The 19821-nt window shown below is 39.8% G+C and carries 18 protein-coding genes; 15 read left to right on the forward strand and 3 right to left on the reverse strand.

All coding sequences use genetic code 11. From position 1 onward, the window contains the following. The first annotated feature begins 198 nt into the window (after nt 1-198). Nucleotides 199-474 (forward strand): (2Fe-2S) ferredoxin domain-containing protein, encoded by a 276-nt coding sequence (locus IQ236_RS24630; RefSeq protein ID WP_190519022.1) that lies wholly within the window; start codon nt 199-201, stop codon nt 472-474. 29 nt (nt 475-503) lie between these two features. Here IQ236_RS24630 and ygfZ read toward each other — a convergent pair whose 3' ends face one another. Continuing rightward, a complete protein-coding gene (gene ygfZ / locus IQ236_RS24635; RefSeq protein ID WP_193871727.1) occupies nt 504-1562 on the reverse strand; it encodes a CAF17-like 4Fe-4S cluster assembly/insertion protein YgfZ in 1059 nt (352 codons plus the stop codon). A 72-nt stretch (nt 1563-1634) separates the two neighbouring features. Further along, nucleotides 1635-2018: a hypothetical protein gene (locus IQ236_RS24640; protein ID WP_193871728.1), complete on the reverse strand. Its 384-nt coding sequence runs from the start codon at nt 2016-2018 to the stop codon at nt 1635-1637. 580 nt (nt 2019-2598) lie between these two features. Here IQ236_RS24640 and IQ236_RS24645 point away from each other — a divergent pair. From IQ236_RS24645 to IQ236_RS24710, 14 genes are all read left to right on the forward strand, one after another. Continuing rightward, nucleotides 2599-2802 carry a hypothetical protein gene (locus IQ236_RS24645; RefSeq protein ID WP_193871729.1) on the forward strand — a complete coding sequence of 68 codons (204 nt, stop codon included), beginning with the start codon at nt 2599-2601 and terminating at the stop codon, nt 2800-2802. 303 nt (nt 2803-3105) lie between these two features. Continuing rightward, nucleotides 3106-3675, forward strand: a complete 570-nt coding sequence (locus IQ236_RS24650) for a PadR family transcriptional regulator (RefSeq protein WP_193871730.1) — start codon at nt 3106-3108, stop codon at nt 3673-3675. Nucleotides 3676-3752: 77 nt separating this feature from the next. After that, nucleotides 3753-5348: an efflux RND transporter periplasmic adaptor subunit gene (locus IQ236_RS24655; protein WP_193871731.1), complete on the forward strand. Its 1596-nt coding sequence runs from the start codon at nt 3753-3755 to the stop codon at nt 5346-5348. 49 nt (nt 5349-5397) lie between these two features. Then, nucleotides 5398-8646 (forward strand): efflux RND transporter permease subunit, encoded by a 3249-nt coding sequence (locus tag IQ236_RS24660; RefSeq protein WP_193871732.1) that lies wholly within the window; start codon nt 5398-5400, stop codon nt 8644-8646. A 310-nt stretch (nt 8647-8956) separates the two neighbouring features. Continuing rightward, complete coding sequence (locus IQ236_RS24665; RefSeq protein WP_193871733.1) at nt 8957-9217, forward strand: DUF1830 domain-containing protein; 261 nt, start codon at nt 8957-8959, stop codon at nt 9215-9217. Nucleotides 9218-9364: 147 nt separating this feature from the next. Next, nucleotides 9365-10816 carry a serine/threonine protein kinase gene (locus IQ236_RS24670; protein WP_193871734.1) on the forward strand — a complete coding sequence of 484 codons (1452 nt, stop codon included), beginning with the start codon at nt 9365-9367 and terminating at the stop codon, nt 10814-10816. Nucleotides 10817-10857: 41 nt separating this feature from the next. Beyond that, nucleotides 10858-11202, forward strand: coding sequence for a BON domain-containing protein (locus tag IQ236_RS24675; RefSeq protein WP_190519033.1), 345 nt, complete (start codon nt 10858-10860; stop codon nt 11200-11202). Nucleotides 11203-11393: 191 nt separating this feature from the next. After that, a complete protein-coding gene (locus tag IQ236_RS24680; protein WP_193871735.1) occupies nt 11394-11819 on the forward strand; it encodes a DUF4278 domain-containing protein in 426 nt (141 codons plus the stop codon). A 120-nt stretch (nt 11820-11939) separates the two neighbouring features. Further along, complete coding sequence (locus tag IQ236_RS24685) at nt 11940-14312, forward strand: TolC family protein (protein WP_193871736.1); 2373 nt, start codon at nt 11940-11942, stop codon at nt 14310-14312. 95 nt (nt 14313-14407) lie between these two features. Further along, nucleotides 14408-14716, forward strand: coding sequence for a 2Fe-2S iron-sulfur cluster-binding protein (locus tag IQ236_RS24690; RefSeq protein WP_193871737.1), 309 nt, complete (start codon nt 14408-14410; stop codon nt 14714-14716). 55 nt (nt 14717-14771) lie between these two features. Further along, nucleotides 14772-15224 (forward strand): ATP-dependent zinc protease family protein, encoded by a 453-nt coding sequence (locus IQ236_RS24695; RefSeq protein WP_190519040.1) that lies wholly within the window; start codon nt 14772-14774, stop codon nt 15222-15224. 36 nt (nt 15225-15260) lie between these two features. Beyond that, complete coding sequence (gene rimK / locus IQ236_RS24700; protein ID WP_083579938.1) at nt 15261-16232, forward strand: 30S ribosomal protein S6--L-glutamate ligase; 972 nt, start codon at nt 15261-15263, stop codon at nt 16230-16232. 142 nt (nt 16233-16374) lie between these two features. Next, nucleotides 16375-17073: a Uma2 family endonuclease gene (locus tag IQ236_RS24705; protein ID WP_193871738.1), complete on the forward strand. Its 699-nt coding sequence runs from the start codon at nt 16375-16377 to the stop codon at nt 17071-17073. Between the two features lie 470 nt (nt 17074-17543). Continuing rightward, nucleotides 17544-19181, forward strand: coding sequence for a hypothetical protein (locus tag IQ236_RS24710; RefSeq protein ID WP_193871739.1), 1638 nt, complete (start codon nt 17544-17546; stop codon nt 19179-19181). A 164-nt stretch (nt 19182-19345) separates the two neighbouring features. Here IQ236_RS24710 and IQ236_RS24715 read toward each other — a convergent pair. Then, the coding region (locus IQ236_RS24715; protein ID WP_193871740.1) for an IS200/IS605 family accessory protein TnpB-related protein at nt 19346-19821 on the reverse strand (476 nt) is incomplete at its 5' end.

The raw sequence follows: 19821 nt of genomic DNA on the forward strand, positions 1-19821 counted from the left end.
GTGTTAGGTCGAAGTCCAGCGATGGATGCAGCCGAGACACACTAACAGACCGAGGGCTTGACCTCATCTGTTTTCTTCTGATTCTCTATGCAGTCTTCAGTTTTCTGTTTTATATTAAGGTTTATCTGAATAGCTGCCCTGACTTAAATCGGGGCAGTTGTTGTTTAAAGGTTTTTTTTAGGAGATACCTTTAACCGTATGGGTTTCAAACAAGTTCTGATTTGTCAAAATCGCACCTGTCATCAACAAGGGAGTGACAAGATATTAGCGTTGTTTGAGGATGAATCTCCTCTCGATGTCCAAATTCAGGGAATAGGCTGTTTGGGACAGTGTGGCAACGGGCCCATGATAATTGTTCTACCTGATGAAGTTTGGTACAGTCACCTTGAACCGATGGATGTATCGACTATTATTCAACAGCATTTACAGGGAGGATATCCTGTGGAGGCTTTGAGAATGAAGGTGAAGAAGTGATTGAGGATTTCTCCACCTTCAGCAAAATCCTATAGGGGAGGATGTTTTAAAAAAGGAACATCAACAACTTCTGCTGCTATTTCACCCACCTTGACCTTTAAACCTACTCCACCAGCCTTGGTGCGAATATAACCTAAGCCAAAATGTTCTCCATCGGTGTTGGTATAACTGGTTAATATTCCAACTTTGGCATCCTCAATCCAAATCGGCGTTCCGGGTGAAGCGGGTGCATTTAAGTGAATCCCCCACAGTTGCTGTTTAACTCCTTTATAAGTATTGAGACGAGCAATCGTTTCTTGACCAATGTAACAGCCTTTATCAAAGGAGAGTGTTTGCCATAAACCTGCTTCCAGAGGATTGTAAGTTTCTGTTAATTCAGCATCTGGTGCTGGACGACCTTGGCGAATGCGTAAATGTTGCCAAACGGCTTCACCCAATGGAATAGCACCCGCTTGGGTTAGGATTTGCCACACAGAGACAGCGGCAGAGGTAGGAATGATAAACGTATAGCCAAGGATGGTTAAACCACTACCAACACTAATACGGACAGTTGAACTGGCAATTTCCAATAATTGATGGCAACCTAATGGCTGTTGTTGCAGATCTGTTATACCTAACTTCTGGAGAACACCTGGGCTATCTGGCCCTAGGAGACTAAAAACGGCATAATGGCTACTGATATCCTGCAATTCTACTTGATCCATTGGGAAAATAAATCGATCTAACCACTCCATTAACTGCTGACGACGGTTGGGTGAAATTAACAAAAGAATAGCATCTTCTGTGATGAATACTGTAGCTAAGTCAATGGTTCGAGCCGTTGAAGTTACAAATACGGTATCACAACCTTCTCCCGGTTTGAGAGTTTGAATAGAATTGGTACTTTGATTATGTAAAAATCGCAGTCGGTCTTCCCCGGAAATTTTTAACAGTCCCCAGTGAGATCGATCATATAAAGCAACACCTTGTTGGGTCGCATTGATCGCTTCGGTGTCATTTCCAAAGCTCATCGGAATGACCTCCTCTAGGCTAGAGGTTTCCAAAATAGCACCAGTCTTGGCTTGTAAATTTTGTAATTCTGAAATCATTGTTGGAGTTGGAAGATTAAAAATTTTTCAACATTGATGAGTATAGAAAATTACGCGCAAAAATGCGTTGCTTCAGGGCGTAAGACGCGCAAATAAATCTTCAATAATCTGACGGGTTTTATCTTCGAGCTTCTGCCAATCAACGTCCCCTGTTTCTTGATCAATTAAGGTTGTGTCAATTTCAACCTCAAGACTTTCTTGAGTAGCATGGGTAGGACGATAGTTTTGAAAACAGATTTGATAACACAATTCCCAAATATCTATGCTGACTTTTTGACCATTATGTTCTAAGTCTAGCCGATATCCAGGGAATGGGTCTTGAATTTCCTGGTAAGTTCCTGTCCAAATCGATTCGTCTAATTGTTTACGGATATTGTCGAGGAGACGAATAAAAGCAGGTTGCATCAGAAGTTCAGCTTGTTGCCAAGCCATTGGATCTTTAATTTTAGGTCTCATGGATTTCAATTTTATAGGGATTTTTTCATTGTCTCAGTTCAGGTTGAAACTGCCAAATCTTGTTTAAATTAGACAGGGCAAACTAAACAATTAAGGGTTCTAAATTGTTACAATACTTAAAAAAGCTATGCTCAGTTTGATTAACCGATAAACGCTTCTATTTTACAGGAAACCTCTCAAAAGGAAGATGTAATTTGCCTCTGAAGTGAGTAAAAATTAGCAGGATAGGTGAAACATTAGGGAAGTAAAGTTTAATGCTGAAGTTAAAGGATGAAGAAATAATCAATTAAAAACATTAGGGTTGGCTTCAAAATTTCTTCATTGTTCGCCTCTAGCCTTAAACTCAAACTCGAAGTTTCTTCAATTTTGAATCGACTGTTCATCGTAACTGAGAATGAACAAATTAAAATAGACAAATGGAAAATTTTGATAAAAAATCGATCTAATACAATCCAGATTTCTGCGAAAGCACGGAATTAGTTTAATTACAAAAACCCAGTTTTAAAACATTTTAGTTTATCAACTTTATCTGTACTGTTGAGTTCTTTTCGTTTGATTTTTTGATAGGAGAATAATATCCATGAATGACTGTCCCTGTTGCTCTTCTTCCATGCTCCGTCATATTGACCATAACCGAGTGTATTGGTATTGTTCTTATTGTCATCAAGAAATGCCTAATTTTGCCTTGGAGATTGCTCAGAATAAACAGAACTCTTCTGCTCGTCATGCTTTTAACCCCTTAAAAACTCGGAATCAGCGTTTGGCGAAACTGGCGTTAAGTTAAATTATCACAACAGTTATTTTTTTTCAAGCTTGAGGTTCTTGGTTTGGGGTTTTACGAGTGAGTTAATCGCACTTGTTAAACGGCAGCTAACTGCATAGGTATCGGACTCATCCTTTCTGTCAGGTGTGAAGCTATAGGGATGAGTCCAGTTACTAATCTGCTATATTCAAAACTACTGTAGATATTTTGTGGTGTAGATAACCCTCTACCCTACTGGGTGAAATATTCCGGGTAGGGTTTTAAAATCGATCAAAAACTTTTCTGTAGGGTAAAAATTACTGAATAAACTATCAATTTGATATAATGTTAGAACTGTCTGCCCTGGGACTATTACAGCGAGAACCCTTACATGGCTACCGACTGAAACAGCGACTAGAGTTGTTTCTCAGTAGTTGTATGAGTGTGAACTATGGAGCAATTTACCCTTTGCTCAAACGTTTAGAAGAACGAGACCACATTCAGGTATTACTGGAAGAGTCTGGGGATGCCGGAGCTAGTCGCAGAATTTATGCGATTACTCCTAACGGGTGTATTCGCTGGCGGGAGAAGATGTTAGAACAACCTCAAGAAAGCTGGGTTAAAAGTCGCGCTCGATTTTTAGTCAAATATTTCTTTTTTGGGGATTTAGAATCTTCAGAACGAGTACAATTAATTGAAAATCGCTTAAGAGTTTGTCATCAACGAAAAGCTTATTTAGAGACTCAAGAAATAGGGAATTTGGTGACGGACTCTTTCCAATCTGCAACTTGGGAACGTGCAAAATTCATGTTGGTATCAGAAATGGAGTGGTTATATGAATGTTTGGAAAAAGAAAATTTACCTCATTCCTCCTCTATCTCAAGAAAGATGTTGGGTGAGCTTAACATATTGTAACGTCTAGTCAAATACTAGATTGATCTGTTTTTTTCATCATTCTGCTCCGTAAAAACGACCTCAAATTTAGCTGAACAATGTCTTATTCTAAATCCCCGAAATCAACGACAAAAGAGCAGGAGCAAGACTGGGCTGGACAGGATAATCCTCCAATCCGAACTGACCTTAACCCTCAATCTTTACCTCCTACAACTGTCCCAGAATCGGCGGTTGTAAAAACAGGATGGTTATCCATTACTCTAGTTACATTAATAGCATTAGGTCTGGGTTTTGTCGGTGGACAATGGTGGCAAGCCAACCCAAACAAGCCGGAAAACTTAACAACAGACCAACCCAGACAGCCTAGAGGAAATGGGGTGAGAATTTCTGGGGTAGAAACTGCCAATCTTGAAGAAACTTCTGAATTTGTAGGGACATTAGAAGCAAAACGGGCGGTAGATATTAAACCGGAAATTGAAGGTCGAATTACTCAAATATTAGTAGAATCCGGGCAGATGATTCAACAGGGAGAAGCGATCGCCCGATTAAAAAGTGATGATGTAGAAGCAAGTTTAACGCAAGCGAAAGCCAATCTAGTTCGGACTCAAGCTCGTTTATCGGAATTACAAGCGGGAAGTCGTCCTGAAGAAATTGCTCAAGGAAGGGCAAAATTAGCGGAAGCAAAAGCGGGATTAGCTGATGCTGAATCCGGTAGTTTTTTAGCAGAAATTAATCAAGCTCAAGCTCAAATTGATTCGATTCGAGCCGAAGCTCAATTAGCTGAAAATCGGGTTAATCGCTTTGAAGAATTAAGCCGATCTGGGGCAATTTCTCAGGATGAATTTGATGCGTTATTGTCGCAAAAAAACAGTGCTGAAGCTAATTTACAAGCCGCCCAACGTCGTTTAGAACAATTACAAAAAAATCGAAAATCAGAAATTAATTTACGTCGAGCGGTTGTAGAACAGGAACAACAAGCCCTCAGACAGTTAGAAAACGGAACTCGGATTCAAGAAATTCAACAGGCGGAAGCACAAGTTGCAGAAGCCGCAGCACAAGTTCGCAGTATTGAAGTTCAGTTGCAAGAAACAGCCGTTTTAGCACCCTTTACCGGAATTGTTGGGGATGTAGATATTAAAGTAGGAGATTATGTGGATAAAGGGGATATCCTCACTCGTTTAACCGCTAATGATCAGTTAGAATTACGCTTACCTATTCCTTTAGAACGTAAGGCAGATTTAAAAATAGGATTAGCGGTGCAAATGGTGGATGTTCAGGGAAAAGTATTAGCCACAGGACGCATCAGTTTTATTTCCCCATCGGTGAATCAAGACTCTCAAACGATTTTAGCAAAAGCGACGTTTGATAATGGTCAAAACTTATTTAAAGATGGTCAATTTGTGCGGGCTGAAGTTGTTTGGAAACAAAAACTAAATGCAGTTGTTGTACCGATGACAGCCGTTAAATTTCAAGGTGATCAACGCTTTGTCTTTTTAGCGGAAGGACAGGAAAAATTAACCGCAAAACGACAACCTGTTAAATTAGGTTTAATTCAAGGCGATCGCGCTGAAATTTTAGAAGGACTTCAACCCGGACAAAAACTTATTGTTTCCGGTACACAAAAATTATCCGATGGTGCACCTATTAATATTTTATCTCCTAATTCTGCGCCCAATTCCACAGGTCAACGTTAAAAAGTAGTAATCACTGATAACTGATAACTGATAACTGATAACTGATTTTATGTTTACTAATTTTTTTATTAAAAGACCTGTTTTTGCTTCGGTTTGTTCGTTGCTGATTATTATTTTAGGAATCGTAGGTTATACTCGCCTTCCCGTGCAGGAATATCCTAAAATTGATCCGCCCATTGTTACCGTGACAACGAGCTATCCGGGGGCGAGTCCCCAGGTTGTGGAAACGGAAGTTACAGAAATTTTAGAAGCACAAATTAACGGGATTGCGGGAATAAAAACCTTAACCTCCAGTAGTCGGGAAGGAAGCAGTTCGATTTCTGTACAATTTGAATTAGATCGAGATTTAGAAGTAGCCGCCCAAGAAGTTAGAACTCGCGTAGCCAGAGCCGCCAGAAGATTACCCGATGAAGTCGATGAACCTGTAGTTGAAAAGCGTTCTGGAGATGATGAAAGAATTTTATGGATTGCATTATTTTCTGACAATTTATCTCCTTTAGAATTAAGCACTTATGCCGATATTTATATTAAAAATACCTTAGAAACCGTTGATGGTGTTAATAGTGTTTTTATTGCGGGAGAACGCCGTTATGCCATGCGATTATGGTTAGATCCGGTCAAAATGGCAGCCCGTCAAATTACCGCCTTAGATGTTGAACAAGCCTTAAGAAGACAAAACGTTGAAATTCCCAGTGGTCGAATTGAAGGAAAAGAAACAGAATATCCCGTCCGCACCTTGGGAAGATTACAAACCCCCCAAGATTATGAAGACTTAATTATTAAACGTAATGACAATGGAGCGCAAATTAGAATTCGAGATATTGGACGGGCAGAAATTGGGGCACAAGATGATCGAGTCATTGCCCGTTTTAAAGGAACTCCTGCGGTTTCATTAGGAATTAGTAAACTTTCAGATGCTAATTTACTTGAAGTTGCCAATGGCATTAAAGCGAAATTAACAGAATTAGAAAAAAGTTTTCCCGAAGGACTCAGCTATCAAGTTGCTGTGGATTATTCCGAGTTTGTAAAACTTGCGATTGAAGAAGTTTGGATTAGTTTGTTAATTTCGATTGGACTGGTGGTTTTAATTATCTTTTTATTCTTGAGAAATTGGAGAGCAACTTTAATTCCAGCGATTACCATTCCCATTTCTTTAATTGGTGCATTTAGTGTCATGTTTTTCCTGGGATTTTCCATTAATACCTTAACCCTATTTGCCTTAACCTTAGCAACGGGTTTAGTCGTGGATGATACGATTGTGGTCTTAGAAAATATCATCCGTTATATGGAAGAAAAACGGCTAGAACCTTTTCCTGCGACCTTTGCAGCCGTCGGAGAAGTGGTGTTTGCAGTGATTGCAACCACAGTTGTTTTAGTTGCAGTATTTGTCCCCGTTGCCTTTGCAGGTGGAACCAGTGGACGATTATTTAATGAATTTGCTTTAACTTTAGCAGCTTCTGTTGTTTTTTCAAGTATTGTTGCCTTAACCTTAGCTCCTCCCCTTTCTGCCCGTTTATTACGTCATGAAACCCAGCCAAAGGGATTGATGAAACTCCTAGCTTTACCCTTGGATTTATTTGAATGGGTTTTGAATAAAATTACTAGCATTTATGCTTGGACTCTCCGAATATTAATGGGATTAAAACCCCTTTTGATTTTAGGATTTATTGCTTCTTTAGGATTAACAGCTTGGTTATTTTTACAATTACCTCAAGGGTTTTTACCCACTGAAGATCGAGGTCGAATTTTTACTCCGATTACGGCTCCCGAAGGGGTCAGTTTAAACTATACAAATCGCGTAGTACAGCAGGTTGAAAAAATCTTCAGCCAAGTGCCAGAAGTTGAAAGTTATTTTGCCATTGCTGGTTCTAGCCGAGGGGCAGCCCAAGCCAATACAGGATTTTCTTTTGCCCGTTTAATTCCTTGGTCTGAACGAACAAAACCAGAACAATCTCAACAATCTCTGGTTAAGCAATTATTAGGTAAATTTTCAACAATTACGGATGCTTTAGTTTTCCCCACTAATCCAGGAGGATTACCAGGAGGAAGTCAAGGTCAACCGATACAATTTGTTTTACAAGGCAATGATTTAGAACAATTAGCCCAAGTTTCTCAAGACTTTGTAATTCGGGCGCGAGATTTACCGGAATTAGTCAATATTGACACCAATTTAAAACTCAATAAACCGGAATTAACCTTAACGGTTGATCGTTCCCAAGCCGGAAATTTAGGAGTTTCGGTACAGGATATAGCTCGAACCTTACAAATTTTAGTTGGAGGTCAAGAAATTACAAATTTTAATCAAGGAAATCAACGTTATGAAGTTGTGGTTCGAGCCGAGGAAAAGTATCGAGCCAATCCCGAAGATTTAAAGGAATTATATGTGCGTTCCCAACAGGGAGAAATGATTGCCTTGAGTAATTTAGTCACGATTTCAACAGCCACAACACCGCCTCAAATTAGCCACTTTAATCGCTTTCGTTCTGCAACTTTAGAAGGCAGTCCTGCACCCGGAGTGAGTTTAGGAGTCGCGTTAAAGGCATTGGAAAATCTAGCCCAAGAAATTTTACCGCCTGAAATGCGAACCTCTTACTCTGGAGAATCTTTAGAATTTCGAGAAGCGGGTGATGCTACTAACTTTATTTTTGCTCTCGCCTTAATCTTTATTTTCCTCACTTTAGCTGCCCAATTTGAAAGTTATATTGACCCCATTATTATTTTATTAGCCGTTCCTTTGTCATTATTAGGAGCATTTGGAGCCTTATGGATTGCCCAATTAGACTTAAATGCTTATAGTCGGATTGGGTTAATTATGTTAATTGGATTAGCGACTAAAAACTCAATTTTAATTGTAGAATTTGCCAACCAACTCCGAGAACAGGGGTTATCCATTCAACAAGCCGCCTTAGAAGCTTGTCGGTTACGATTTCGACCGATTATGATGACAGCTTTATCAACCATTTTAGGGGTTTTACCTTTGGCGTTTGCCACAGGGGCAGGGGCGGGGAGCCGAGTCGCAATTGGAATGGCTGTGATGGGGGGAATGTTTGTCTCAACGTTTCTGAGTTTATATATTATTCCGGTTTTTTATGTGATTGCCACAAGTCTGCAATCTCGCTTGATGGGACATCATTCTCAACCCCAAGATTGGGAAAATGTCACCTTGAATACAGACAGGGGATCTTATTCTAATGGAAATGGGAGTAGCAATGGAAACGGTAAGGTTCAGTCTGTTACCTACTCTGGGGATCACTCAACAAAATCTTCACACAGTTCGGATAAAACCCGAAATTTATAAAGGAATTGTGTTGATGATTCTGACAACTTTTCCCTTGTTGCAACTGGGTTAATAAGTGTATAATATAGTTAACATAACTTAATTCATAAATTGTTAAGTTATGATGATTTGATAACATCACAAGATTAATCATTACCATCAGGGTTGCAGAGAACCATCAGGACAAATCTATCTAAAGTCATAGATGACGTTTCTGATTTCTAATTGGGCTTGGGGCTCTTTCCCTTTCCCTCTTCGTCTCCCTTACCCTTAACTGAAAAGTTAAGAAATTTGAAAACAGTCCTTTAAAACCTCACTTTAATAAAATACCATGCAAACAGTACACTTGCCTGTAGATTCCATTAAGACTGAAATTTTATGTAGTTATAAAAACCCCACCAGACAGGTGCAAATTCTTCGTTTGCAAAGTACGATTCGGGGTTATTTTGAACGGGTTGTTTTTCCAGGAGAATATTGCATATTTGTGGGCGAATCTCACACAGATTTGGAAGTTTATTCCAGTGGAGATCCGACCCGAATTGAACTCGAAAAAATCCCTTGTGATTCTTTAAAAGTTGAAGAAACTGAATAACGTTCTAACTTCGTAGTGAGGCGTTTACCCCTCAATATCTGACGCAAAGATAAAGATACGTGAACACCTCACTACGGGGTAAAAGGGGTTAATGATTATAAAACTTGGTATTTTGATCGAGCAAATTGATATAATTTCGTGGGGATAATGCTGACTGCGGGAACTCTGCTTAACCGTCGGTTTCGACTCAAACGCCAACTCAATGAAAATCCTGTTCGCCAAACTTGGTTAGCAGATGACTTAATGCTGAAGGATAAAGTTGTTGTTAAATTATTGGCGTTGGGAGGTTCAATGCAATGGGAAGATTTAAAATTATTAGAACGGGAAGCCCAAATTTTAAAACAATTAAATCATCCTCGCTTAGTTAAATATCGAGATTATTTTTCCCTGGATGATCAGAATGTCTGGTTTACCTTAGTCACCGAATATATTCCCGGTTCCTCCTTAAAACACAAATTAGAAGAAAATCATCGCTTTACCCAACAACAACTCTACTGGATAGCGTTTGAAGTCTTAGAAATTTTAAATTATTTACATCAACTTCATCCTCCGGTATTGCATCGAGATCTTAAACCGAGTAATTTAATTTGGGGAGAAGATCATCATATTTATTTAATTGATTTAGGCGCGGTTCAACTTCAACCTAGAACTCCAGGGTCAACCTTTACCGTTGTCGGAACCTTTGGTTATACTCCCATTGAACAATTTGGAGGTTTAGCAGTTCCCGCTTCCGATTTATATGCGTTAGGAGCCACATTAATTCATCTATTAACCGGAATTCCTCCAGCCGAATTACCTCAAGAAAACTTTAAAATGAAGTTTAACGGGGACATCCTAGATCCCGCCTTTCAAAAGTGGTTAGAAACCTTAATAGAACCCGCCGTCAACTCTCGGTTTTCCTCAACTCAAGGAGCTTTATATGCTTTAAATTATAAACCTAAATTTCCTTCAAAAACCACCTCTGAACCTTCTATTCAGTTATCTCAATCTCCTAAGGAGTTTAACGTTAATATTCCCTCCCGGTTTTCATTACAATATATTTTTCCCCTTGAGAAAATTTTAGGCAATCCGATTCAAAGTGTTAAAAAAAGGTTACAATTAATTCCGGGATCTATGCCTATTAAAATATTAGGGTTAAGCGCGATCGCCGCTTTAATCACTTACCCCCTGTATAGAGTTATAGAACCCTCTATCTTTACAGAAATTAATTCAAGTTTAATCATTCTATTTTATTTAACATTATTAGGAATTCCTGTTACTGTAGGATTATTAATTTATAAAGCTTTTCTGGATTATAAACCTTTTGAAAAAGTCCAACTTAATTTTAAAAATAAAAAATTTAATATTTTTTGGTTTTCCTATTTCCCCATTCATAAGCAAGGAGATATTTCCCAAATCCAACAAATTAATTTAATTAGAACAACCGATGATAAAGGTAATTATTATCCCAGTTTAGAAATTGTTACCCAGGAACCGAATATTTTCTTTTTATCCCGTCGCAAAACCTATCGTTTTGGACATCAATTACCCGAAGAAGAATTAAACTGGTTAAAACAAGAATTGCAAAAATGGCTTGCTTCTCAATCCAATCTCCACTAGACTGAATTCGTCTTATTAATCAATTTAGGATATTTAATTTTATGGGATGGTTTGAACGTATTTTTGGCACCCTTACCGGTGAAGTTCCGAGTAAACCGTCTAACGATACGGTACAACAAGCCGCAGCCAATACTTCCCTTCCTCCAGAACGGATTGGAATTGCGGGAGAATATGACGAAAGCGGTCTGGCTAAACGGGTTGTCTTAGCCTTTGACGAAGATCCTGAACTCGATGATATTGGTTCCTTGTGGGTCGCTCAAAAAGGGGGAACCGTTATTCTCAAAGGAAAAGTTCCCAGCCCAGGTTTTCTGGAAAAAGCCGTCAATATTGCCCAATTCCAACCCGGAGCCGTGAGCGTCGATACCTCTCAAGTCACCATTGGCTAGGAATATTAACCGTTGACTTCCCTATCCCCTTACTCCTCCTCCCTCCTGATTTGTCCTGAAAAATTAATAAATTTTTGTTAAGTTTGCTGATCTGACCCGAAAAAGTGTAACAATGAATACAGAAATAAAAAAATCGTTTAAAATTTGTCTTTTAGACAGCCTCTTTAAAGCTAAGGTCAGGAGAAACAGATATGAAACTCACCTATCGTGGCAATCAGTATGACGCCTCTTTTCCCCCGGTTGATGTGGTGGAAAGTGAACTAACAGGTAAATATCGGGGTCAAAGCGTACAGTTTAGCTATCCTCGTCATATTCCTGTGCCTCAAACCACTCAACCCCTAAAATATCGGGGTGTTTCCTACAGCAAAACAGAACCAGAACATCCCTTCAAGGAAGTTACCCCTTTAACCCCCACCGAAATTCAGCCTGTAGAAGCACGACAAGGTACAACACTGCGGTTAGTGACGTTTGAGAAAGCTCTCGACGAGAACTTAGCCAAAGTGCACTCCGATCATTTATGCCGTTTATTAGAGCGGCGACGTCAAGCGGCAGTTGCACGGGGCGATCTGAATCTCTTGCGCCTGTTAGACTTAGAAGCAAAAGAAATTGCCTGCTAAGGAAATCAAGATCTAGTCGGGCTTAAAGGTTCTCATAAACCAGCTAGTCCCAAAAAACTTAGGAATATTGCTCGCTTGCTCTAAAATTGTTTCTGGACTTGTAGACAGAAAAGAAGCCTTATGTCCGTTCTTCGTAATTTGATGGCTGTGGGAGTGAGTGGAGCAATTACATTAATCAATGTGGGGCCAGGAACGGCTGTTCCTTCCCCCATTGACTCTCAAGATAATTCGTCCAACTCCAACACAACTCAACCCCAAGAGTTTAAACAAAATCCTCAAGACTCTTATCCTACGGCTCCTATAGAAGCAGAAGCCAACCTTGATTCCTTCTCTCCAAAGGCGACTGATTCCCCGGAGAAGACTTCTGATGCTGTACCGTTAGATCTCACTTTAGACAAAAACCCTCAAAAGGGACAACAGATTTCCGTCTCTACATCTGAACTTCCCCATCAAAACCCAGCAACAAGCGTTTCCCCATCTATGGAATCAAGGGTTGCTGCTCAGGGATCTTTACCTTTAGAAATCCTAACCTCAACATTTAAGCAAAATCCGACAAAATCTCAACCTATGGCTGCTTCAAGCCATCGCTTGATCGAGAATTTCTCGACACCGAAATCCTCTGGGGTATCCGAATCACCTACCCCAGTTTTTAAGCAAAATCCTACCAAAACCCCTGAACAATCTGTTTCCCCCTCGACAGCATCGACTGTTGCTCCTACAACTTCAGAACAACCGACTGTAACGCAACCAAGTGCAACTTCGACATCCAACACAACCGGATCAGGAGACAGTACACAAACCCCAACCCCTAGTCAAACCCCTAACTTTAACTTACCCCATCCCTTAAGCAATCATTCCTTATCCGCAGAAAGCAACACTCCGTTACAGGTGGAAACAGCATTACCCAATGCCTCTACCCAGGCTGCAACCCTGACTTCTCCTTTATTACCTTCAAGTGATAGAGGAAAACAATCTCAACCCACTCAACTAGCTCAAGTCAGTACGCCAGCCTTGACGGTTCCTGACCTCACCCCCCCGACAACACCCTTTCCGCCACCAACGCCCAACGGAACATTACAAACCAATCCCCCGGCCATTTTGTTTCCGAGTCCCAATCCTTTATATCGGCCTACCTTACCGGATCAAGTTAATATTGAGGAAACCGTTCCGGTGACGTTACAACAAGCGATTGATTTAGCCATTCGCAATAATGAAAATGTCAGCATTGCCCAACTGCAAGTTGAACAAAACTTAGCCGCTTTGAGGGAAACTCAAGCCGATTTATATCCGAGTTTGATCTTTCGTTCCAGTTTTGGTCGGACTGTTTCTGCGTTGCAAGACTTACAAGTTCGAGCTAGGAACCGCGCTATCCGAGTTCAGCGTTTTAATAATCCTGAACAAGCTGATCAATTACCGTTTCAGACCTTTTATGGTTCCTTTTCCTTTGATAATTCCCTGCAATTGCAGTATGACTTAGGGATAAATGGATTGAGAGGTTCCAGAATTCGGGCTTCAGAAGAACAGTTACGCATTTTTGAGTTAAGGTTAGAAACAGCCATAGAAGAAGTTCGATTTGATGTGGCTCGTGCCTATTACAATCTACAAGAAGCCGATGCTGCTGTTGAAATTCAAGCGGCTGCGGTACGGAACTCCCAGAAGAGTTTAGAGGATGCAGAAGCCTTGGAACGGGCGGGGGTGGGAACCCGTTTTGAAGTGTTGCAAGCTCGTGTTACCCTGGCAAATGCCCAACAGGATCTGACTAATTCACGGCGAAATCAACTCCAAAGTCGGCGAGAATTAGCAGCGATTTTGAATATTGATGAAAATTCAAATTTATTAGCCGCCGATCCGATTGCTTTAGCAGGAGCTTGGGATTTAACCTTAGAAGATACCATTGTTCAAGCCTACAATAATCGGGCTGAGTTAGAAGAACAGTTAGCGGAACGCGATCGCGCTCAACAGTTACGACGAGCCGCCTTAGCTGCTACCCGGCCTAATGTTACCCTAGCCGCGAGTTATAACGTTTTGGGATTTATTAATGATGATCCGAGTTATACCGCTAACCAAGGTTGGGCCGATGGTTATGAAGCTCAAGTTCAGTTTTCTTGGAATTTCTTTGATGGGGGTGCCGCCAAAGCTCAGGCTAGACAGAGGGAGTTAGATATTGGCATCGCTGACGAACGTTTTGATCAATTACTCAATCAAATTCGTTTAGATGTGGAACGGTCTTATTATGACCTACAAGCCAACTTTGATAATATTCAAACCGCTAGTTTAGGGGTGGAAGAAGCAACGGAAGCTTTACGTTTAGCTCGTTTACGCTTTCAAGCTGGGGTAGGAACTCAGTTAGAAGTGATTAACCAGGAAACGGACTTAACCCGCGCTCAAAACCGACTCCTCAACGCCATTATTGGCTATAACCGTGCTCTGTCCTCCTTGCAACGGGCTGTCAGTAACCTTCCGGGTAATATTCTGTCAGATTATCCTCTTTAGTTAACGGTTAATGGATAACTGACAACCCATTTGTTAACATTCTGTAATAATTTAGAGAGAGGTTATGTTCATTAAGCTAGGACATTGCAATTGAAATGGCTAATATCAAATTCGTGAATGAAAATCAGGACGTAATCGCAGCCGATGGGGCTAACTTAAGACTTAAAGCCCTAGAAAACCGCATAGAGTTATATACCTTCACTGGCAAAATGATGAACTGTGGGGGTTATGGTCAGTGTGGCACTTGTATTGTGGAAATTGTAGAAGGAATGGACAATGTTTCTCCGCGCACAGACGCAGAAGAACGCATTCTTAGGAAAAAACCGGATACCTATCGATTAGCCTGTCAAGCGATTGTTAATGGCCCCATTAGCGTGAAAACAAAACCGCAAAAGCGAAAGTAAATCATAGGGGGATAGGAAATAAGGGAATGGGAAAGTTGATCAGAAAAAAGGAGTGATGACTAAAACCAAATTACTAATCATTGGATGGCGGGAATGGGTAGCATTGCCAGATTTGGGGATTGGAAAAATTAAAGCCAAAATTGATACAGGTGCACGTTCATCGAGTTTGCACGCTTTTGATATTGAGATTGTACAGACCCCTGGTGAGCTTTCACAAGGTAAACAACGGGTTCGGTTTAAGGTACATCCGCTCCAACGGGATACCATCAATACAGTGAGCGCTGAAGTGGATTTACTCGAATACCGTCCCGTCCGTAATTCGGGCGGACAGACGGAATTACGACCTGTGATTTTAACGGATATTGAACTAATGGGAAAACGATGGTTAATGGAATTAACCTTAACAAATCGAGATGCTATGGGATTTCGGATGTTATTAGGAAGGCAAGCACTGAAAAGACGGTTTTTAATTGATTGTCGTCAATCCTTTTTAAGTGATTCTCAATAACATCAAAAACGCAACAGCCAAGACTAATTTTTTGTTATGAAAATTGCGATCTTATCCCAAGATAGTTCCCTGTATTCGACTAGAAGACTTAGACAGGCTGGGGAACAACGGGGTCATGAGATACAGATTATTGATTATTTAAGATGTCATATTTCGCTTAATTCTAAAAATCCTGCAATTATTTACGAAGGAAAACCTTTAGGAAAATTTGATGCAGTTATTCCTCGAATTGGGGCATCAAAAACCTTTTATGGAACCGTAATTGTCCGTCAATTTGAACTAATGGGAATGTTTACTTTAAATCAATCCCAAGGTATTACTCGTTCCCGTGATAAATTGAATGCGTTGCAAGCATTAGCCCAGGAAGGAGTTAAATTACCGAAAACCGGATTTGCAACGTCTTTAAAAGATATTGATAGTTTAATTAACCTGGTTGGAGGAGCACCTTTAATTATTAAATTGTTAGAAGGAACTCAAGGAATGGGAGTAATTTTAGCGGATACTTATCAATCTGCTAAATCAATTATTGAAGCCTTCCAAGGATTAAATATTGATATTTTAGTACAGGAATTTATTCATGAGGCAGAGGGTTCTGATTTGCGCTGTTTTGTGATTGGGGATAAAGTGATTGCAGCCATGAAACGCTTGAGTAACCCTGGAGAATTTCGAGCTAATTTGCATCGAGGAGGGAAAGCAGAAAATGTTAAATTAACGACCGAAGAACGCAATATGGCTATTAAATCAGCAAAAGTGATGGGATTAAAAGTAGCAGGAGTCGATATGATTCGATCTGATAAAGGCCCTTTGGTTTTAGAAGTCAATTCATCCCCCGGACTTGAAGGCATTGAGATGATTACTGGAATTGATGTATCGGATAAAATTATTGAATTTCTGGAAAAAAATGTAATGATAGGAGGGAATCGGGAACACTTCGACAAGCTCAGTGCTTCCCAGGAAATCGGGAACAGAAAAAAAAAGAAGAACACACCCCCAGGGTTTGAGCATTAGTCTTGTAAAGTTAATCTAAAATAGTCAAAAGTATTTATCCTATTACCTATTACCTATTACCTATTGCCTATTCCCTATTGCCTATTCCCTATTGCCTATTCCCTATTGCCTATTCCCTCTTTCAATAATGGAGATCAACCTAATGGCACTAACCGCTCAACAAATCGCAGATTTAATGCCAGATACCAGTCAACTAGAAAGTGATGAACCGGAGATGGAAAGTTCTTTACATTATTTACAATTAGCCTTGTTAGTCGCTGGTTTAGATTGGCTCTGGCGAGATCGAGAAGATTATTTTATTGGAGCTAATTTAACCATCTATTATAGTCAACAACAACTCAAAAATCGAGAATTCAGAGGGCCGGATTTTTTTGTGACTAAAAATACGGTTAAACGTCCTCGTCGGTCTTGGGTCGTTTGGCAAGAAGATGGGAAATATCCTGATATTATTATTGAATTACTCTCAGATTCTACCGCTAAAGTTGATCGAAAAGAAAAGAAAAACCTCTATCAAAATCGGTTTAGAACCCCAGAATATTTCTGGTTTTCTCCCGAAGATTTAGAGTTAGCAGGATTTCGCTTAAGTGGTGAAGAATATCAACCGATTTTAATGAATGAATCAGGGTTATTATGGAGTCATGTATTAGGGTTATATTTGGGAATTTATAACAATCAACTCCGTTATTTTAGTGCAGAAGGTGAATTAATTCCCACTCCAGAAGAAGCTGCACTCCAAGCTCAAACCTTAGCGGAAACTGAACGTCAACGGGCTGAAACCGAACGTCAACGGGCTGAACGTTTAGCCGAACAATTGAGAGCATTGGGGATTAATCCCGACTAAGTGGGTTGGACTATGGTGATCTCAAAATCTCCAAAATTCTGATTAATTCCTGATTCTGTATTAATCTAATATGAAATCCTGAAATCCTTGCTACTTATGCTCCCTAAACCCCTAGAGACGTTCCATCGGTAGAGACGCGCCATGGCGCGTCTCTACACAATACGGATGTGTAGCAAACATTTAAAGATGGAATATAAGTTGCTTGTTATTAGCTTAGGAGGGTTAAAAATCATAAGATTTGTAACTAGCAACTTGTGTTATTACTTTAATGTTATTATTAACTAATAACAGGTAATCCTATCTCCACATCTGATCTCTTTTACTGTTTTCTCCTGTTAATCATAGGGGACAACTTGCCCAATAAATTTGTCCTACGAGATCATCCTGTGGATGATATCAATTTGGTTTTTATTGTTTGCCTGTCGTACCAAAAATCAACCAGTGCTAACAATGAATGAAGGAGTAAGAAGATGTCTAGTTTTACAACGCTTCAATTGACTAATAATAACGCTGATGATGAGCATCCTAGTCTTTCAGACAATCAGGTTGCTTGGCATCAGTGGGATGGGTCTGCCTATCAAATCTATTATCATGATGGTGCTAATAGTATTCCCTTGACTAATAGTTATTTTAGCAATGAAAATGCAGAAATTTCAGGTAATAATATCGTCTGGTACTCCGGGGGATTATCTGGAGTTTCAAGTATTTACTTATATAGTGGCAGCACCACAATTGAATTGAGTGATAATTCGTATAACACAAATTATAACGGCAATCCTCAAATATCTGGTAATAATGTCGTCTGGCCAAGCGGTAATGAAATTTATCTTTACAATGGGGCTAATGTCATTCAACTGCCTAAGAATGACTCTGAGGAACTAAATATATATAAAGAAGTACGTGATCCAAGAATATCAGGTAATAATGTCATTTGGTCTGGTTGGGATGGGACTGATTATGAAATTTATCTTTACAATGGGGTTAATACCATTCAACTGACTAATAATGACTATGAAGAACTAGAACCCGAAATATCAGGAAATAATGTCGTTTGGTTTGGTTGGGATGGAAATGATTATGAAGTTTATCTTTACAATGGGATTAATACCACTCAATTAACCAATAATACTGAGGGTGATGATTCTCCCCAAATATCAGGAAATAATGTCGTTTGGAATGGTTGGGATGGGACTGATTATGAAATTTATCTTTATAATGGGATTAATACCGTTCAATTAACCAATAATACTGAGGCTGATGAGTATCCTAAAATATCAGGCAATAATATTGTTTGGGAGACTTTTGATGGAAATGATTATGAAATTTACGCTTACGATGGCAGTAGTATCCTCCAGTTAACGAATAATAATTCTGAGGATAAGAACTATGATATTTCTGGCAATAATATCATCTGGCAAGGTTCAGATGGTAACGATTGGGAAATTTATAAAGCGACCCTATCTTCAAATATTACCCCAACCCCAACTCCAACCCCAAATACAAACGATACAATTTATGGAACGGCTGGAAATGATCCGATTAGCGTCGGAATTGGGGATGATCTAGTCTTTGGAAATAGCGGTAATGATGCGATTAATGGGGAGCAAGGTAATGATACCTTATTTGGCAATCAAAATGATGATCAACTCAATGGAGGTGAGGATCAAGATCTCCTCTATGGCGGTCAAGACAATGATAACCTCTCCGGGGGTTTGGGTCAGGATCAAATTTTTGGGAACAAAGGCAATGACAACCTAGAAGGCAATGAAGGGAATGATAATCTGTATGGAGGTCAAGACAATGATAACCTGTCCGGTGGTGCGGATAATGACCTGTTATCGGGAGATAATGGGGATGATACCTTGACCGGAGGTGTCGGTGCAGACCAGTTCTATATGGCCGCCAGTTCAGGTAATGATGTGATGACTGACTTTATCCCTGGAGAAGATTTGATCGTCTTAACCGGAGGATTAAGCTTTGAACAGTTAACCTTAAGTCAAGATAATACCAATACTTTAATTAAATTAGCTTCAACTCAACAAGTATTGGCTCAATTATTAGGAGTTAATTCGACTCAAATTAACGCTAACAATTTCTTACTGGGTTAACACCGAATCAGGGATCAGTTTGTTAATCATAACCTTTCCGGGGCTTTGGGTGAAAATCAACTCTTGGGGAACAAAGGCAAGGACAACCTAGAGGGTCATCAGGGGAAATCAAACTCCAAATCTCCACACCTTTGACACTCCCCGCTCTAAAGAGACGGGGATTCTTAGGAACACCAGAAACGGATTCTTAAAGGCGTAGTCAATGCGCCTCTACTGACTCCATCAAGATTCAATCCCAATGTTGCCGATACTTTGCGAATAATATTTGCTGCTGCGTTGCAATCAGCGTTGATATACTGATTCAATGCAGTACGATATAAGCCCCGTTTAACTCGCTTTCCTGACGGTTCCCAATTGTCGGGTTTTGCACCGAATTCAGGGAGATGATCTTGATCAAGAAAACTGGTTTTAGAAGTATAAGATTCCTCGGTTTCAATAAACTCAATTCCATAACGGGAACAAAGTTCTTGAATTCGAGATTTCAGTCGAGCAGTGGGAATTTGAATAAAATTCTGATTCCCTTTCTTCCCAAGGGTAGCACCGTCTTTTTGTCCTTGATTCCAACCGAAAACAATTCGACCAATATTATTTTCAAGACAATGATTAATCACCAATCTTGCTGCTTTATTAATCCCATCTC

It is taken from the genome of Planktothrix mougeotii LEGE 06226 (assembly GCF_015207485.1).
Classification (GTDB): domain Bacteria; phylum Cyanobacteriota; class Cyanobacteriia; order Cyanobacteriales; family Microcoleaceae; genus Planktothrix.